This is a genomic window from Carboxylicivirga linearis (assembly GCF_018271995.1).
GTDB lineage: Bacteria > Bacteroidota > Bacteroidia > Bacteroidales > Marinilabiliaceae > Carboxylicivirga > Carboxylicivirga linearis.
Window position 1 is genome coordinate 456,908 of record NZ_JAGUCO010000003.1, and the last position, 20,272, is coordinate 477,179.

Genomic DNA, 20,272 nt, shown 5'->3' on the forward strand with positions numbered 1-20,272 from the left:
TTGTTGTTGTTACTTTATAATCGGTTGTTTTCTTTTCTTAATATTTTTAAAGCAAGAATGCCTTCTTAAAAGGCATTTCCCATATAAGTCAGGACTTCAGGTTATTTAAAGGTAGGTGGTTGGTTTTATATTGTACGTTTAGAGTTGTGTTTTTGTTTAAAGATTAAAAAGGAAAGCTCTGTGAAGAGCTTTCCTTTAATTGTGATAAATTATTTAACTATAACTCGTTCTACTTTAACGGCTGTACCGGCAGTAACTTTAACAAGGTATAAACCTTTTGTTTTTACAGTTACAGGAACAGCTCCTGCACCAGTTACTAATTGTTTACTAACTAAGGCTCCGGCAGTATTGATTATTTCAATGGTAGCAGGTTCGTTGGAATCAATTTCAATAAAGAAGTTACCATCAGATGGATTTGGATACATTTTAATACCAACTTCTTCATTAGGTTTGATACCTGTAGGTTCTTCATCAACCCAAATACCAACTTCGTTTGTGTAAACAAGATTGTTATCCGGATCGTAGAAAGCGCAAACGATAAAGTGAGTACCAATGGTTTCCCCGTAAGGTTGGTAGGTTTCACCGTTTTCAACAGAACCTGTAAGGTCAGACAAAGAGCTATATGTTTCTGTTCCTTTTGCTCTGTACATCCACTCTACAAGAGTGTAACCAGCTGCATAAGATGCAGTAAGTGTTGTACCTAGCTCTCCAGAAGCAATAATTTGATCGTCAGCTGGTGTGATTGCAATTGGTACAATTGTAATGATTGCAAAGTTTGCAGATTCATCACTTCCATCAGCAATACATTTTACAAAGTAAGTACCAGGATCAGCAAATGAAACTTGTGCTGTTGCTCCTGTAATAGGAGTGCTAAATGATTCGTATGGACCTTCACGGTCTGTTGACCAAACCCATTCAAAAGAACTATAGAATCCTGAATTTATTAATCGTAATGGTTCAGATAGTTGGTTAGCAGCTAATTGTTGTTCTTCAGTATTTTCAATGTCAAAAGCTGTTACATCAAATGCATTAATAATTGTTTGATCAGCATTTACATCATATACCATTTTTGCCTCATAACCATCAGGAACAATGAATTTAGGATATGAAGTATATCCACCTTCACCATCTTCAACTCCGTAAAAGAAATCAGCAATATCACCTCTGGCGTCACCTTCAAATATATATTGACCATTTCCTTCAATGTGCATCTCAGTTTGTCCTTCATTAGGAGAAACACGACCAATGCCACCCTGGAAAATTACAGTACCATTTTCAGAAACATAGATGTGTCCACCTGCAGCCAATGATTTTTGACCTAATAAATAGGTTCCTTCAAAAATAGCAGTACTATTATTTTTAACAGATACATAGGCATTTGCATTTTCTGTTCTAAAGAAGTTTTGTTGTTTAACAAATACTCCGTTTTCAACAATAATTCCACCATTGAACCAAATATCACCTCTTTGTTTCATAGTGTCCTGAAGTGAATTATTAATAGTGAATGTAGCACCTTCCCAAACATCCATACCGTACACTGTAAATACGCCACTTTCTTCCCATACAGGCATTGTTTCAGTATCAGTGGTAACCTTTATATTATTTAGGTTCAGGTGTGCGGCAGGTGTCCAGTTAAGCATGTAACTAGCTTCAGTTGATTCATCACCTTCCCAAACTAAATTTAATCTATCGCTGGCACCGATGATATTAAACTGAACTGCAACAGTACGTTCAACATTGCTATTAATTTCAGCTTCACATACTACGAAATAAATACCCGTTTCTGTAAAGTTGGCATTGAATTCAGGTCCTGTAACAGGTGTGTCAAATGATACAAATGGACCACTTGCTTCTGTTGAATATTTCCACTCAACTGATGTAGCTCCGTCAGTTCCGGAAGCTGTTAACATGATTGATTCCTGATCTAAACGTAAATATTGTGTTTCTGCAGGAGTAACAATTACCACGTTTGAAGCAACGGCAATTTCGATACTGTTACTGAAATAATCAGTACCACCCATGGTTCCTTTTAGTGCAAGGAAGTATTCTCCGGAAACAGGGAATACAGGTTTAATATAAGTATCAGTTTCTGCAGGATCAAAGGTCATTGTATAGTTTCCATCTTCTGTACCATAAACCCATTCAATACTTTCCATACCTGCATAACCATCATTTTGAATTACATATACTGAATCTCCAGCTTCACCTGCAATTAATGATTGTCTGTCAGTAGGTTCAATAACAAATGCTGATTTTAATCTGGTTGATAAAACAGTTCTGTTAGCAAGTGCATCATATTTAATTACAATATCGCGATCTTCTGAAGTTTGAATGTGACCAGCTTCAAAAGCTTCGGTCATAACACCACTTCTGTCGCCTGATGCAATAAGTTTAGCATCATCAGAAATGTAAGTGTAACTGCGATAGGTAGGAAAATCATTTTGCCAACGGAAGATATCTCCCACGTACAAAATGGCATCTCCTTCTAAAATCATTTTACCGCCACTTCTTCCGTTTTTACCCATTAAGAATGTTCCGGTTGTCATTGTACCACCGGTCATGTGTAATTCAGAAGTGTCATTTTCGAGGTAAAAGTTGGCTGAAGTTCTGAAGTTGATGGTACCTGAATTGATTTTGATTTTACCACCCAAGTATATAAACTCTTTATTTGGTTGAACAATGGTCATGGTATCAGCACCAACATCAAAAAGAATTTCTCCACGATCAAGGTAAACAGTCTCAACTCCGTCTTCAACGATTGAATCGTTAGCTGCAACGTATAACATATTAATGGATCTGTTTACACCTGTTTCCTTAAAAGTACAAATGTAGGTATAGTTCTCAGCGTTTGGAATATTAATAACGTTTCCTTCTGTGTCAGTAGCCGGATCCCAGTTAGCTTCAATTCCAGCATCGTCACTAGAGGCACCTAACCATGTTAGGTCTGATTGTGCATTTATGCTTGAGCCTGCTAAGAATAAGGCTGCTGCAATGCTTAAAGTTTTTAACTTGTTTAGATAGAGTTTTTTCATAATAAATGAAATTAGTTGAATAATAATATGTATTAATAGCATTAGCCTTTGCTAATGTTTATTCTTCTTCATCTTTAAGAGGTAACCACCAATTACTTCTGTCTGATAAATAAGTTCTTAATCGGTTTGCTGTGGCCGCGTCTCCTGCCAATTCAAATTTTCTTGCAATTTTCTCAGCCAGAATAGTGTTATCACCACGGCGAAGAGCAATGCGCACCAGGTCTCCCCAGCGATCTCCTTCGAACGCCATTTCCAGAGCATTTTCTTCCAATATTTTATCTTCAATGGTTAGCAAGGAATCAGTTGGTTCGGCCACTGTGAAATTTTGTAAACTAACTCTGTTTCGAAGACCTACATTTCGGTACCACAATCCTCTGTGTACAGGAGGTGTTTGAAGGTTGTTGGTTGTTCGTGCATCAAAGTCATATGGAAATGGAAGATGAGTCATCTCATAATTAAACTGACCGTAAATAGTGTCTTTATTTCCTTCAAAAGCATAATTTGCTTGAATACCATTATTAATTAATGCATAAGCAACTGTATGTTTTCCATCTCTGTTTGCAGCTTCGCTATAACGAAGATGTAAAGAGCTGGCACGCCATTTAAACCATTTACCTGGTTTTTGTAATGGGTTGTTTTCTTCATGATCTGATGTATATTTTGTAATAACAGGATTGTTACCGACCATCATATACGATCCGGTATTACCTGCTTCATCTTCGATGTTTCCTCTGAAGTCACCGATAAAACCATTTAATTGAGTCTGCGAATTCCAGTTCTTGATAGCAGCAGCAGATGGTTTCAGATAATACTCACCATAATCAATGGAAAATAATTCGTAAAAAGGTGAGGGTTCATATTGTTTATGAAAATACATTAACCAAATCCATTCGTTATCGAAATCTGATGTTCCGTATGTGGAGAACATTGTAGGCCAATTGTTCATTGCACTTTCCAGGTCATTTTCGAAGTATCTGGCGTATCGGCTATGATAATTATTACCTGTGAAGAAATCGGTTGGTATTTTATATCTGTCCATATTACCGGTACTACGTTCCATTATATTTTTGAAGTAGGAGGCTGAAGCCAGATAATTACCATTCCAAAGGTTTAATTCGCCTAAAAGGTATTCTTTATCAATAAATGCTAGATTAAATGAAAAACCATCAAAACCTGTAGTCATACCAGTATCGCTATAAGGAAGTTTATAAGGAAGTTCTTCCATAAATTGTAACAATTCGGCTAGCATGTCTTCAATACCTAACACAGGTATATCTGAATTACCAATATTAAGCAAGTCATCTATAGTTTCAACTGGCTCTGTAATATATGGCACTGAACCATAATGAATAATTAGTTGTAAGTAAACATAGGTACGTAATGCTCCCATGTCAGAATAGCGTTGATAGTATTGTTCGCGTGTAATTTTTGATCCTTCATACATAATAGTCAGGTTCTTCATTACATCGTTACAGTTGTTTATAACCTTGTAAAAGGGTCTGGGATCGGTCCATGGATTATCTAATGCTGTTGTATGTTTACTTACATCTTCCAAGAAGTGATCAGCATTGAAAGTGATGTCCATTAAATCGGCTCTTAACTCATTCAATACAACTAATTGCGGAGATAGTTCCTGAAACAGAGCATAGGCCCCAAAAACAGCACTATTAGCGTCAGCAATGGTTTTATAATGCTCACTGTCTTTCAACACATCCATGTCCTCCACTTCCAATATGTCGTTACATGCAGAAAAAAGTGCGATGAATGCTAAAAAGAGGACTATTATAGGTGAATTCTTTTTCATAATCTTGACTGTTTCTGTTGATTAAAGTTTTAGTTTAAGACCCAGTAAAATAGATTGACTCTGAGGAACTAGACCAACATCAATACCTTTAGTTAAAGTGCTATTGCCAGCGCTGAAGTCAGGATCTAAGCCTTTGTATTTGGTAAATGTTAGTAAGTTGTTGCCTGTCACATAAATCTCAGGACGCTCCATGAAACCAGTTTTGATAGGCAGTTTATAACTCAGGGTAACATTTCTTAGTCTGATGTATGAACCATCTTCGATCCAACGGTCAGAAAAACGATTGTTCATCATTGGATCATCATAGGTGGCTTTAGGCATAGTTGTTACTTGTCCTTCATAACGCCATCTGTTTCTAACTGCCTTGGTTTGATTGTTGTATGAATCCATGTTTTCAAGTTGCGAACGCATGTAGTTAAATACATCATTACCATAAGAAAAACCAACGTTGGCAACCAGTGTGATGTCCTTGTAATTAACACGTGTATTTATTTCTCCAAAAAAGTCTGGAGTTGGATCTCCAATAACAACTCTATCATTTTCATCAATAATACTTGTGTATTCTTCTCCCTCTATATTATCCTTATGGTGGTCAACAAAAATTACATCACCAGCTTCAAAAGGAACAATAGATGTGTTTGGTAATAGGTTCCCCAAATTTGCATTTGATGCTGCTTCTGTGGTTGCATACACACCATTTGTTTCGTATCCGTAAAAAACACCAATCGGTTTACCTACTTCTGTTAAGATGGTTGCACCATACATCTCCGTTTCAAGTCTGTTATCATTTAGAGCTGTAACTTCTGTAGTGTACTTACCAATAGCAAGACCTAAGTCCCAATTGACTGTTCCGCTTATAATTTTACCTGTAATACCCAAATCAATTCCCTGAGTGGTGAAACTACCGTTATTGAAAAAGTAATTTGCTTCACCCGAATAAATTGAAGCAACTTTGTTTTCAACTAGGTTATCGGTTGTATTTTGATAAATATCAGCAGAAATGATTAGTCGACTTCTAAGCAACTCCATATCCATTCCTACATTTACTTTAGTGTTTGTTTCCCATTGTATAGCCGGATTTGGAATATTACCCCTAATAATACCTTGTTGTCCCAGGTAATTAATGGCAGAATAGTATTTGTAACGATGGTACAAACTGTAATCATCATTGCCGGTTAATCCATAGCTAGCCCTTAATTTAAGCAGGTTGACAAAAGATAAATTGGATAAAAAGTTTTCAGAAGATAGCAACCAGGCTCCGGATATCGAAGGAAAAACTCCATAGACAAAGTCTCCAATTTTTAAACCATCAGCTTCGGATCCAAAATGAGAAGCTCCATCTAAAGCTAAGCTGGCTGATAGGAAGTACTTTTTGCTAAAACCATAGTTTGCCATAGCGTAATAGGTAATAGAACTCCAATCGCTTAAGAAACCACCTGATTGATTAAAAATCGCGTTTCCTTGTCCTACTGTAGTATATTGATCACTAGGAGTGTTTGCTCCGGTAGCTCGGTCTTCTTCAATACGATTCATGTTAATACGCGCTCCTGCTACAGCATTAAAATCATGCACCCTATTAAATGTTTTGTCGTAATTAACTCTAAAATCGTTGTTGATAGTGAATTGTTTAACAGTTCGGAATCCATTTCGGTTATAAATAACTCCTAAATCGGTTGTGTCCGGAACAATCCCGTAAGAAGGAATAAAAAATGTTTCGCGGTCTTTATCAAATACAACACCAATAAGGTTATGCACTGTCAGATTTTTATTCACTTTAGCGTTAAAGTTGAATGATCCTACAAAACGATAGTTACGCACTTGTTGTTCAAGTGGATTATTACTTTGCATGATAGATGCTGGATTGGAATTACCAAAAACATCATAATCTTCATATACCGGGCTGTAAACACCAGTTGAAGTGCGGTTAAACATGGTAAGAAGAGGTGATTTTACCATGGTTTGGTAATATGGATTATCAAGGCTGGTTAAACCAGTACCACTCATATGGTTTTGTTGACCTTGCATAAAGCTGATATTAGAGTTAAGGCTAAAAACCTTACTTATATTAATATCAGAATTAAAGCGCATATTAAACTTGCTATAGTCGGTGCCAGTAACAGTACCTTCATTTTTCAGGTAACCAACAGATAAGGCATATAGAGCTACATCGTCACCACCCGTAATGCGAAATCCAACGTTAGTATTATAGCTCTGGGCAAATAATTCTTTTTGCCAATCAGTATTATTGTGATATCGATAATACTCTTCATAACCAGGAGTATTAATCATGTAAGGTAAACGTCTAATAGAATCGGTTGACAAACCTTGACTTTGCAACATCTCACTTAAGAATAGAGAAAAATCATCAGCTTCCATTAATGGATAACCCTGAGGGGCTAAGTTGATTCCACCTGACATATTAAATTCAATCTTATTCGATTGTTCTGTAGCATGATTAGTTCTAATATAAACTACTCCATTTGCAGCCTTCGATCCAAAAATGGATACTGCATCTTTTACAACAGATATATTCTCAATATCGGTAATGTCAATGGCTGTAAACTGATTCTTACGTTGCCCATTAATGATGCTTGTACCATATTCTCTATCATCATAAATCATCCCATCCACCACAATTAATGGTCGATTATTACCATAAAGAGATGAAAAACCTCTTAGGAAGATATCAGATCCAACACCCGGAACTCCAGAACGGCTTAAAACTTCCATTCCGGGAACACGACCTTTGAAAGTGCTTTCTCCAGATTCAGCTCCGGTAAGGGCTGCATTGTCGTATGGTGTATTTACCTGCAAATTTGTAACAGCCTGTGTTGAGTAGGCCTGTTTGGTAGAATAAAAGCCAGTATGGTAATCTCGTTGAAAAGAAGAGTAGCCAAGAGGTGCCATGTAAATGTTGATCTCTGATCTACCTGCGATAACAATGTCTTGTGAGATATAGCCAAATGCAGATACCTTTAAAACTCCCTGATATGAAATAACTCCTATTTCAAATTTTCCTTCAATATCAGAAAAGGTAGAAGCAATTGAGTCATTATCGATAGCAACGAATTCAACAGGCTCATTTGTTTGTATGTCAAAGACTGTACCTGTAATCTTTTGGAGTTCGCTCTCCTGCACCTGGGCAATGGCTGCAGAACCTCCAATAAAGACAAAGATGAGTAAGTATATAAATTTAATTTTCGTCATGGTGCTTTTAATTTTCAGATTGTTCGAAAACAGGTACTAGTTTTATGTAATCGGCTGTTACAGCTTTGTCGCCTTCGTTTTGAAGCCAGACATAGAGATCTCGCATATAGGTAAAGCTTCTCATTCCAACTTCTTCCTCCACTGCCTCGTCGTACGATAAGGCTGTTACATCTGTAAAGTCAGATACACCAGTCATCGGGTTGAAATTAAAGACCTCGTTTGTTTCGTCTATTAAGGTGGTATAACCTAGTCTTTGTCTTAATACAAAATCTTCCGAAGTATCGGGTAGTCTGTATGATCCATTAAAGTCATTTACCGCCTTCCAATAGAACTTATACTTAGTTGCTGCAACTGTTCCGGCATGAAGAATTAAACCTGATGCCTGAACTCCTGAAGACCAATTATCCAATACATAATCAAAACCACCAGATGCTTGAGGGCGGATTCTCAGATGACCGCCCGGTGATCCGGCTATATCATTACCATTTATTTTGTAATTGTCGATAAAACGATTAATAGATTCCGTTTCAACAATAATGGGTAGTATCTTATTCTCTAAAGGTACCGGGCAAGCTGAAATATGATGAACCCACCCGTTGCTTGCATAAAAAGATTCAGTAATCAAGTTCTTATCAATTGGTACCATAATTGAATCCACTGAAAGTACTAGAGAAGGAATATCAGAAGCAGTATAACTAGTGCTAAATGCGTAGTCTTTAGTTATTTTGGATAAACACATTGCAGTATCTAGTTTAAGGGCTTCTTCAGTGACACTTGGACTTACCTTGTAATAAGGCAGATACTTATTAAATTCAGTGTCGAATGCACTATCATCAATAATTAATAAGGTGAATGTTGAGTCTTCTGCTCTTAAATCAGCAACCTCATCCAGAAAAGCATTCTTCCAAACCATTCCTGATAGAGTATCATAAATGGCTTGTCCATCATTAGTATAACCAATAATTTCAGCTACTTCAGGATCAAATACTTCTCCTGAAAGAGAGTTAAGATATTCAATATGCTTGCTGGTGCCTGAATAATTTTCTACATACTCCCAAATATTCATTCTGGGTTCAAGTGTATTGTCAACTAACTGAAGAAAACCATTTTTAGCAGGTATATCTACTGTACTAATGGTAACTTGATCTACCTTATTACCTGAGCCATCGACTTCAACATATTTACCATTAACCATTGATAGCTTTTGTATCTCGGTTAACTGTTTAACCTGCACCGCACCATAATTAATATGGTTTCCAACCAGAATTTTTAACTCCTCTTTGTCATCCGGTATATTGGTAAAAGCTTCGTTGTCAGGAGCCCATACTGTTAGCATTATAGGCTGATTAATGATGCTATCTAACCCACTTGTTTTAATGGCTGAGACAAAATTACTGTATTCAGATCTGGATTCCAGTAATTCCATAAGTGTGGCAGAAGCAGTATTGTCGGCTATGTCGGCATGGTCCTCCCAAGCGTCCTGACACCCCATGGTGAAAAGAACCAGTAATATAGCAGTAATTAGATTAATATATTTTTTCATACTTGTGTTTTTTCTATCCATTAGTTTCGTTAGGTTATTCAGGTACAGTCATTGGAGGTAATCCCTCTTTGTAGATTCTGGAATTATCAACAACATTACTTTTGGGCCATATCTGATCCATATCAGTTGGAATAAAATGGATTTGGTCTAACCATAAATGTCTTCCGGCAAAGGCAGTAATTCCAACAAATCGTACTTTATGACGGCCGGTTGTTTCCACGTTAATTGTACCTGCTAACTGTCCGGTAAATCGTCCGGAACCAGAGCCATCCACGTAACGATAGGCAGTTGAATCGCGCTCAGGCCAGAATGAATACCATTTTAAACCTTGCAGTTCATACTCTTCTTCACTAACATCGCGGCTTAATGTTGTATTGGTATCAATAATAACAGGTAATACTTCATCATTGAAATACACAAAGAAGATCGGATTTCGATATCCGGAAGAAGGATAAACGTTACGAGTACAAGTCCATAGTTTGTATTGTCCTTTAACTAAAACGGGAGTTGTGAATTCAATCCATGGAGTTACTTCCGGACGTAAATACACATTTAAATAATCACCTAAAACATAAGGATAAGGTGAGTTGGATGTACCAACGGTATATTCAATATCTGTACCATCAGGCCATACAATATCTTCTAATTGCCCTGGAGAAAGAGTTACACTCTGTTTTCTGTATATTCCAGGCATCTTTCTAATCTCCAATTGGTCTGTTACCTCCCAATAAACAGGGAATGGTTGGCGTACTTTAATTCCATAGTCACTATCTACCACATGTAAAACTCCATTATTGGCAGTTACGTCTGATAAATCACGATTGATAGGATAACCGGGTTCGATTTCACCGTTAAAGACATCTTCGTTGATTAATACTTCACCATCTGCATTTTTAATAGTGATAACTTCAAGAGGAGCGTAGGTTAAATGAGCTGCCTGCTCCTGAAGGTCTGAAACGTACTTAAGCTGGTGGTCAAGTATATGATAAGCCATGTACAGATATAAGCTGTCGGTAGCGAGTGTTGGATCTCCGGTATCAGAATATTTCTCAACAAGATCATTATAACTTAAAATCTCATCTTTTGCATATGCTTCATCAGGAATAGCAACAACTGTGAAATGACGAGGGTTTTCATCCTCTCTGCTTACTTTTAAACTAAGTGTATCGGCAAGTGTTGTCTGTACTAGCGCCTCATGGAAAATGCTATAATTTTCATCATCGGCTATTATTTCAGTCAGAGTTCTGGTTTCTGGTCTTAAAACATCATTAACTGAATAGAAAACTCCATTTAATAAACGTTTGTCTTTAATATCTATTTCTGCATACTTATTAATTAGATATTGTAAGTCATCACCATTATTGATTGCTTGAGTGGTAAGATATTGTCCATACATGGAAGGAGTCTGCATTCTGCCATCTATAAACAGGGTAGAGGCAATGGTATCTCTTATGGTATGAAACCTTACCAGATCTTTCAATTCTTCTTCTGTGAAGTCATTAACTCCACTTTTTCCTTGTTCTTCAAAATACCTGCTAAAGGCTTCGTTGTTTGGAGCAAATACAGTGTAAGCACCGTAAGCCTTAAGGAATGAAATAGAGTTGCTTTGTTCAAGAACTTCAACGTAGGTTGAGAATTGATCAGGATTTGTCTCCAGATATTCACCAATTAATTGTTCGTAATTGGTTCTCTCTGTATATTCTTCATTTTGGCAGTTAGTAAACATCATGGATACAACAACTGTCAAAATAAGTGAGCTCTGCTTAAATAAATATGATTTTTTCATGATTCTTAGATTTTCAAAAACATTTTTAGCAAACCAAACAGATGAAAGTAAGTGACATAAAAACTGGCCTCTTATTTTTTGAGATATGTCTTTAGTGGTAGTCATCTGTTATAGGTATTAACTCAATTTAATTTCTGTAAAAAGGATTCTGCTCCAATATAGGATAGCCTGCATTTATATCATCTTGATTTATTGGAAAGTAATGACTCAAGGTATCCTGATATTTACTCAAAATAGTTTGCGTACGGTTGCTGGGTGAACCCAGCAGTACCATGGTTCTTATTAAATCCATGCGTTCGTAATTGTTACGACGAGCATTTCTCAGAACATCTAACCAACGTTTACCTTCGAATGCAAATTCGCGAGCTCTCTCGTTAACTATGTAGGATATTAATCCATAGGTAGTTGGGGATTCATTGTCTGATATCTCCTGTGTTTCTTTAGCAGCCTTGGATCTGTTTCTAATGACATTGATAAGTCTAAGAGATTCTTCTAAATCACCTTCATTAGCTCTCATTGCTAATGCTTCAGCTTTTAATAAAAGAACATCGGCGTATCTATAAACTATAAAGTTTGATGTGGATTGATCATCTGTTTTAGCAACACTGCGATTCACTCCAATATACTTCCACAATTTATATTGACGAGAAGAACGGTAAGAACCGCGATCACCTCTAATATCCAAACTATCCGGATCGAGATAAATATCAATTGGGAAATAGTTTTCAATAATGTCTGCATTAGCAGTGAATAGTGGATTGTTGTTAAACATGCTATAAAACGGATTCAGATACTGATCTGTATATTGCAACTCAAAAATTCCTTCTATCGAATTGGTTTCGTGAAACAAAGTGGTAAGCCAAAGTTGACCAAAAGGTACTAATCCAAATTTACCGGTATTAATAACCTTATCGGCTGCTTCAATACTTTTGTTATAGTCGTTGGTCCATAAATATAAATTGGCTTGCATTGCATTAATGGCTGCTTTGGTTATTCGGCCTTTATCGCTTTCAATGTCATCAAAATTAACTACTGCAGTTTGTTCAGCCCGGATAAAATCGGCTTCTATCTGAGCTAATACTTCAGACATTGGACTCTTTGGTATTCTTAATTCCTGATCATCAGATAAAGTAGCCTCTAACACAAGCGGTACTTCTCCAAAAAAGCGAACCAAATAAAAATACATCAGTCCTCTAATAGCATAGGCCTCTGATAAATATACATCCAACATTTCTCTTGTAAACGAATCATCAATATCCAGTACCGAAGGGGCTTTTTCTATAAAGTTGTTGCAGAAGTTAATGGTTCTGTATAATGGAGCCCATCGCACTAAACCAAGAGTTGGTAAGATATCACCGTTGTTCACAAAAATATAGTCTCCATAATTAAGGGAGGTAACCATTTCAGCTCTAACCTCACCCCATCTAATAAATAATGAAGGGTGGTCCTGTAGCATAGATGAATACATTCCCATAGCGGCACTGTGAACTTCTTCTTTTGATTGCCAATAGTCTTTTACTGTAATACTGTTCTGAGGCTCCAGGTGCAACCAGTCATCACATGACAGGCTCACAAGAGAGACAAGCAGAGCCATTGCAACTACTTTTATTGATTTAGTTTTATATTGAAATTTATATAACATGGCTACTTACTTTTAAAATTGAACACTTAAGTTAAAGGTGACATTTCTGGTAACCGGGGTTTGAGAGTTATCATAACCTACGGTATACATGGTTCCATCTTGAGACTTAATACTGATTTCAGGGTCTTGACCGCTATAATTGGTAAATGTCAAAAGGTTATTTACAGTGGCTGACAAACGTGCTGATTGCATGCCAAGTTTTCTACAGAAGGTCCTAGGTATGCGATAGGCCAGTGTAATATACTTAAGGCGTAAGAAGCTACCATCTTCAATAAAACGATCAGAACCCAGGTAGTTATATCCATAAAAAGTAGCACGAGGCATATCTGTAATATCTCCCTCTTTTCTCCATCTTTTTAGAACTGCTTTGGTCTGATTGTCGTACCCGTCCATACTCTCACCATTCATTTTGGTACTATTAATAATGTCATTGCCAACACTGTAATAGAAATAGTAGTTAAATGAAACATTTTTGTAGGTGATATTTTGACCAAATCCTCCTGTGAAAGTCGGGTTGGCATTTCCCAGATAAACGACATCGGCAGCGTTTATATTACCATCGTTATTGACATCCTCGTACATGGCATCACCCATCTGAAATTCATAACCAATATTTCCATAGTCGTAAATCATGTAAACAGGTAAGCCATTTGGATCGGTGATAATGTTGCCTGCTGCATCGCGTGCTATTAACTGATCAGGATTAGTGTAAACTCCTTTATACTTATAACCATAGAACGATCCGGCCGGATTATCTATCTGTGCAAATCTTATGTATTCTCCATTAGTAGGAGCTTGATCCATAACTCCTGAAAAATCATCAGCAATCTCGCGAATGATGTTATAATTTCGTGCTATATTAAAGTCGAAGGAAACTTTCCAGGTTTTATTTCTAACCGGCCAGGTTCTTACTTGTAAGTCCCATCCGTAATTGTCTAATGTACCAATGTTTTTAACTGATTGAGATCCATAACCTGATGTTGATTGTGTGGCAACTCTGTATGATAATAAATCCTCAGTTCGGGTTTTATAGAAGTCAATATCTGTGCTAAGGCGTCCGTCGAACATTTCAGCTGTAATACCCGCATTGGTTGATTGTATGCTTTCCCACTTTAGGTTTTGTAATTGCATATTACCTGGGTAAACACCTGTAGTTCCCAAATAAGAAAAATCATACGTATAATAGTTACTGTAGAACATAGACTCGTTACGTGGAGGGTGTCCGTTTTCACCATAACTGAATCGTAGTCGTACATCATCTAAAAATGTAAACTGCTGCATAAATGGTTCGCCGGATATACGCCATGCAGCTGATACACTTGGGAAATTACCCCAACGATACTTTTTATCAAATCTTGAGTTACCGTCACGTCTGATTCCGGCAGAAAGGATGTATCGATCAAGCAAGCTATAATGGAACATTGCCATAGCACCCACTGATCTGCCGTTGCCTTGTACCGTTCTACCTCCATATCCCGAGATATTGTCACGACCACTTCCTGATGCATCCGGAAGGGAAGATGAAATACCATTCGCTTTCGTTAAATAAGAACCATAACCTATGTATTCGTTGGTTTGGAAATTTAAGGTTGCCGTTAACTTATGTTTTTCTTCATCAAAGGTTTTGAAATAAGTTAATCGGTTATTTGTGTAAATGTTATATGAATCATCATCTCTGTCAATCATTCTGTTGGCTAAGGTGCTTGTCATAGCAACTCCGGTAGCTTCCTGAGGTAGAAACTGCTTAAGTTTATTAGAGTTAACGTCCAGAGATAAATCAAGTGCATACCTAAGGTCATTAGTGATGTTATATTGCAGGTTGAACTTTGAATTAACACGATCGTTAATGGTGTTTTGGACTCCAAGTTCTGCCAAGGCTACCGGGTTATACATTATTGGAAAAATACCTTGAGCATTACTTTCAGGAGCAAAATAGTTACCTGTTAATTCTCCAAATGCGTTGTACTCATATATCGACATGTTAGGCATCATGCGATAAGCCGTACTTCTGATACTGGTAGAATTTCGGATTAAACCATTTTCTGTATAATTACCATAGGTATCACCATGTGCATAAGAGAAATCGGCGCGTAGCTTCAGTCGTTCAGATATATAATAATCAAGATTCAGACGGGCTGATAATCTGTCCAGGCCACTTCCAATGGTCACACCTTGTTGGTCTTGATAGTTAAGCGAGAAACGATAGGTTGCTTTGTCTCCACCACCATCAATCGAAAGGTCGTGGTTATGGATGTAACCTGTTTGTGAAATGGCATCCATCCAATTGGTATTCTGACCGTAATTATAGAAATAATAAGGTTCAGTAGGAAGGTATAAAAACTCTTTTCTGATGCTAGTATTTAAAGGTCTGTTATAGGTATTTTGGTAAGCTTCTAAAATAAGAGTAGAATATTCATCTCCATTTAATACGGGTAGCGCTTCCGGTTTTTCAGTAAAAGTACCTCTGTAAGTATAGGTAACTCTTGGCGCACGTCCTCTTACACCACGCTTGGTTGTAACCATTAGCACACCGTTAGAAGCTTTTGGTCCCCACATAGCTGTAGAAGCAGCATCTTTTAGTACAGTAATTTCTTTGATATCACTAACCGAAATATTCAGCATCTGCGAATATCCTTCTTCGTTGGCTGTTGCAAAATCAAAGTCAGCTGAAATATTTGTTTCGTAAGGTACGTTATCAACAACAATCATAGGACGAGCGTCAGCTGAAAAGGAACTAACACCCCTGATTCGTATTGACATACCAGCTCCCGGGTCACCCGAGTTGGCTGCAATGTTTACACCAGCTAATCTACCTTGTAGGGCTTCATCAATAGAAGAGGCCTGAACATCATCAAACTCTTCAGCTGATATTTTAGAAACAGCTACTGCCATATCTCTGGCATCCAAATTCATAAAGCCGGTATTGGTTTTTTGAATCGCAGTTACCTGTACGCCTTCAATTTCAACTACTTCCTCTTTTAAAACAATATTATATTGTGTTTTCTCTGCAGAAAAAGGAACGATTTGCTCTTTAAAGCCGATAAAGGAAAATTTCAGTGTAGCTGTACTTTTGGGAACATCTATAACAAAGTCACCATTTAGGTTGGTTATGGTACCATGAAGCATACGGTCGCTTTTGTCTAGAGCAATAACTCCTACTCCTGGAAGGGGACCTTGACTAATTTCATCTGTAACACGTCCGCTTACCGTTATCCGGTCTTGCGCAAAAGAGACAGTGCTTATTAACGTAAACACATATAATGTGAATATTGTGAGTATCTTATTCATGAATGGTTAATTTTTTGGGAAGCGTAAAAAATCATCTGCCTGATGAAGGACAGCTCGGTTAGCTAATACATTACTTCTTGAATTAACTATGTTTACAGGAGCGTCACGACCTTCTACATAAATTTGCATTTCTCCGCCCTGGCATATTACTGAAACATAAGTGTCACCATCTACAGTTTTATAAAGCGTTTTTACCGGAGCACCAAAGTCATTACTTGGAACAATAATATTATTGGTAAGAACATGGTATTTTACAAAGTTGTAAACCATCTGTTGCTCATCCTGAGTGAAATTTGCAACTGTTATTTCAGGTAAATAACCTTCATCTACCGCTCTTTGCATAGCAGCATCATTAGGAATGATAATAGTGTTAGGTACCGATACTTTTACGTCTGTTATAGCTTGTGTTAGTATGCTGTAAATAAACCCATCGTTTGATTCACCTTCGGAGTTAGGGCTAGTTGCCGACTTATATAGGTACTGATAAAACATACCAAAGCTGGCAAGATTCTTAGTAATGTGATAGCCCACATTCTCGGTTGAAAATAAAATTGGTTCTGCTACGGTGTATGATTGTCCATTAGATGCTTCGTCTTCGATAGGACCTAAATATTCAGGACCACTGTTAAATCGTTCATTACCTGACGAAGTAAGGAAGTATCTGCCGCGGTATGTTGCCAATCTAACATATTCACCATTTTCGAATAAACCTGATTTATAGATGCCGGGAACAGCAAAGTCGATATCTTTATTTAAGAAGATATGTAAACTTAGTAAGCGTTCTAATGCTACCAGTGCGTTATTTCCTAATGGGTTATTGTCTGATATCTCCCATGAAGCCCTTCCATAATTATACCTAATTCCGGTTGCATCCATTTGATCGTTATCTAAAAGAATCATCTGAATGTTAATATCCGGACTGCTGTTTTTAAGCAGAGTTTTTATGGTAGGAAAGGTGTTGATAGCATTAAGCATATTAGAGTATTTGGGATTTAATGATACATCGCCAAAAACAGTATAATATAAGTCTGATCCCTGAACCACATTAGTGCCATAGAATAGCCCGTTGCTACACATGGTTTTATCATCAATTTCTGTATCAGGATCAAAACGAGCCTCTTCACCATGAATATTTTTGTACAAATTGAATTTACTTGGCCACATGGTATTTTTCCAAAGGTGAGCATTAACAAAGTCCGCAATCTGGTCTGTTGTCATTTGCTCAATTGACTCGTAGTATTTTAAGAATTTCTCGTTAAAGAAAGTTTCAATAGCTGCATTATTAGGAGCAAACATGGTAAAACCTTCCTTCTGGTCATCATACCACTCGCCTCCGCCTGTACCTTTTAGGTAGTTCTCAACATTAGGAGAAAAGTAAGCTTGAGGATAGCCTTTAATAAAAACATCTTCATAAACGCCGGTAACTTCTTCATTCCTGATTAAAAAGTAATCATCAGCTAATCCATATTGTAATAAATAATCGTTTAATATGTTTTTGAAAGTACTGTATTGGTCTTTCTCTGCTAATGCCTCTTCTATATTGGGTAAAGGTAAAATAACCTTATCAACCACGTGGATAATTCCATTTTCAGCATATAAATCCGATTCTGTTACCTGTGCATCCGCAACATTAAATTCTCCTAAAGTGGTGTTTGGGAAGAAGTAGTTGTAATCATATGAAGATAAGTTCAGGGATTGAAGAAATGGAGCCGTGAAATAGGGTATATTCTTAAAATTATTATCATCGTATGATATATCTGCACCGGTGTATTCCATTGGACCAACACGGTTAACATCTATAACCTTTTGACTTCCCAGTCCTTCAATTTCTTCGTCATAAGTCCATTTGTAATAAGCAGTTTTTCTTTTGAATGCCACGTCTGGCATTTCAATCTCTTCATTTGTAGTTTGATAGTCGTCTATCTCACTAACAGAATATCTGTTTTGAACCAATGCATAGGAAACAATATCATTTGCCAATTCTGCGGATATATCATTCACTGAAGATAGACCTTGTTCTTGCAGAAATGTTGTAAAAGCTTGATCGGTGGGAGCAAATAAAGTATAGAAACCGGCTCCGTTCAGAGTCTTAGAATAACCCGCTTTTTCAATGCATGTTAAAAAAGAGTTGAAATTTCCTTTTTCCTGAAGTTGAACAAGTATGTTTGACTCCAGCCAATCGGGTCTGTCGTAGTAGGTGTCTTTTTCATTTTCGCAACTCCATAAAAGAAGTACGGTAATGAAAAAACTCAAATGAAAGATTGATATTTTTTTCATAAAAATGTGATTTGTTCAGCTGTTGTTTAATCCTCTATTTATATTTGGGTTAACAAGTGTTAAGAAGATTAATCGAATGTAAAATTATAAGAAGGCTGTGCAAATAAAATGGAGAAATATACAAAGGCCTGTAATATAGTACTTCAAGGTGTTATCGGTTTGATAATCAATGTTTAAAAGATGTGAGAATGAGGATTGTGAAGTGAATATTTTTGTTGGTTAAAAATTAAAAAAGATTAAAATAATCATGAGTGAGTAAAGTTGCTATCGGAAATGTGGGCGGAAATACAGGTGGAGAATGTTCAATAAAAAGGTTGGATTAGTCGCAAAATATATTTGATGTTTTACTGTTTAATAAAATAGTAAGTTGTGATAAAGTATTTGTGTAAAAGCAGTAGCTGTAGTAGTTATTAAATCAGTTTTATAGAGTACTTTGGTTAAGTATGTCAAGTACAAACTTCTATGTCTTATGGAGAATTTTACAGGGGATGAATCTAATTACTGAACTATATTCGCAATATTTCATTGATTTAATTTCAACATTATGATACAAGCAATAGGAAAACAAACTTTACGCATACTATTACTAGCAGTAATATTGATCTCGCATGATGGATTAACTGCCCAAACAATACCCAACCGCGAAGAAACATTAAAGACCGTTGTTTCGGTTAATAATTATTTCATGACCAAATTTGAGGACTACAAGGCTCCTTCAAATGTTGGACGATTACGACCTAGTAATATATGGACACGCGGAGTGTATTACGAAGGGCTGATGGCTTTGTATTCTGTATTGCCTGAAGAAAAATACTATGCATACGCTTACGATTGGGCCGAATTTCACAAATGGGATTACCGTAATGGTCCGTCAACACGTAATGCTGATGACTATTGTGCAGGTCAGACTTATATTGATTTATACAGATTAAATCCCGAACCTCACATGATCAGAAAGGTAATTGCTAACCTGGATATGTTGGTAAATACACCTCAGAATGATGATTGGTGGTGGATTGACGCAATTCAGATGGGAATGCCGGTGTTTGCAAAATTGGGAACAACCTTGGGTGAGCCTAAGTACTACGATAAGATGTGGGATATGTATGAATACTGTCGTAACCAAATGGCAGGAGGTCTTTTTAATCCGGAAGATAACCTTTGGTGGCGCGATGGTGATTTTATCCCTCCTTATAAAGAACCAAACGGTGAAGATTGTTATTGGTCTCGCGGAAATGGTTGGGTGTATGCTGCCTTGGTGCGTGTGATGGATGAAATTCCATTGGATGAAAAACATTACAAAGATTATCAGAAAGACTTTTTGGCAATGACCGAAGCTTTAGTAAAATGTCAGCGTAAGGATGGTTTATGGAATGTGAGTTTACACGATCCTAAAAACTTTGGAGGCAAAGAAGTAACCGGAACATCATTATTTGTATACGGAATGGCTTGGGGAGTGAACAATGGAATTCTTGATAAGAAAACGTATTTGCCCATTATTAAAAAAGCATGGGATGCTATGGTAAAAGACGCCGTTCATGATAATGGATATTTAGGATATGTTCAAGGTACAGGTAAAGAGCCGAAAGATGGTCAGCCAGTAAAATACGATAGCGTACCAGATTTTGAGGATTATGGAGTAGGATGTTTCTTATTGGCCGGAGTTGAAGTATATAAGTTGGAGGAATAACAA

9 protein-coding genes are annotated in these 20,272 nt (G+C 36.9%); 1 reads left to right on the plus strand and 8 read right to left on the minus strand.

Going from position 1 to position 20,272, the window contains the following annotated elements; all coding sequences use genetic code 11:
* Positions 1-209 precede the first annotated feature (209 nt).
* The 8 genes from KEM10_RS07320 to KEM10_RS07355 all read right to left on the minus strand — a co-directional run bounded on the left by KEM10_RS07320 (position 210) and on the right by KEM10_RS07355 (position 18,579).
* Positions 210-3,032 (minus strand): T9SS type A sorting domain-containing protein, encoded by a 2,823-nt coding sequence (locus KEM10_RS07320; RefSeq protein ID WP_212215325.1) that lies wholly within the window; start codon positions 3,030-3,032, stop codon positions 210-212.
* A 58-nt stretch (positions 3,033-3,090) separates the two neighbouring features.
* Complete coding sequence (locus tag KEM10_RS07325; protein ID WP_212215326.1) at positions 3,091-4,836, minus strand: RagB/SusD family nutrient uptake outer membrane protein; 1,746 nt, start codon at positions 4,834-4,836, stop codon at positions 3,091-3,093.
* Between the two features lie 21 nt (positions 4,837-4,857).
* Complete coding sequence (locus tag KEM10_RS07330) at positions 4,858-8,043, minus strand: SusC/RagA family TonB-linked outer membrane protein (RefSeq protein ID WP_212215327.1); 3,186 nt, start codon at positions 8,041-8,043, stop codon at positions 4,858-4,860.
* Between the two features lie 7 nt (positions 8,044-8,050).
* The gene (locus tag KEM10_RS07335) at positions 8,051-9,586 is read right to left on the minus strand and encodes a fasciclin domain-containing protein (RefSeq protein WP_212215328.1); all 1,536 of its coding nucleotides are present in this window, start codon (positions 9,584-9,586) and stop codon (positions 8,051-8,053) included.
* A 34-nt stretch (positions 9,587-9,620) separates the two neighbouring features.
* The gene (locus KEM10_RS07340; protein ID WP_212215329.1) at positions 9,621-11,372 is read right to left on the minus strand and encodes a fasciclin domain-containing protein; all 1,752 of its coding nucleotides are present in this window, start codon (positions 11,370-11,372) and stop codon (positions 9,621-9,623) included.
* A gap of 127 nt (positions 11,373-11,499) precedes the next feature.
* Positions 11,500-13,014, minus strand: coding sequence for a RagB/SusD family nutrient uptake outer membrane protein (locus KEM10_RS07345; RefSeq protein WP_212215330.1), 1,515 nt, complete (start codon positions 13,012-13,014; stop codon positions 11,500-11,502).
* 12 nt (positions 13,015-13,026) lie between these two features.
* Positions 13,027-16,302: a SusC/RagA family TonB-linked outer membrane protein gene (locus tag KEM10_RS07350; protein ID WP_212215331.1), complete on the minus strand. Its 3,276-nt coding sequence runs from the start codon at positions 16,300-16,302 to the stop codon at positions 13,027-13,029.
* A 6-nt stretch (positions 16,303-16,308) separates the two neighbouring features.
* Complete coding sequence (locus tag KEM10_RS07355; protein WP_212215332.1) at positions 16,309-18,579, minus strand: fasciclin domain-containing protein; 2,271 nt, start codon at positions 18,577-18,579, stop codon at positions 16,309-16,311.
* 544 nt (positions 18,580-19,123) lie between these two features.
* On the opposite strand from KEM10_RS07355, the gene KEM10_RS07360 reads away from it, so the two are divergent.
* Positions 19,124-20,269 (plus strand): glycoside hydrolase family 88/105 protein, encoded by a 1,146-nt coding sequence (locus KEM10_RS07360; RefSeq protein WP_244825619.1) that lies wholly within the window; start codon positions 19,124-19,126, stop codon positions 20,267-20,269.
* Positions 20,270-20,272: the final 3 nt, after the last annotated feature.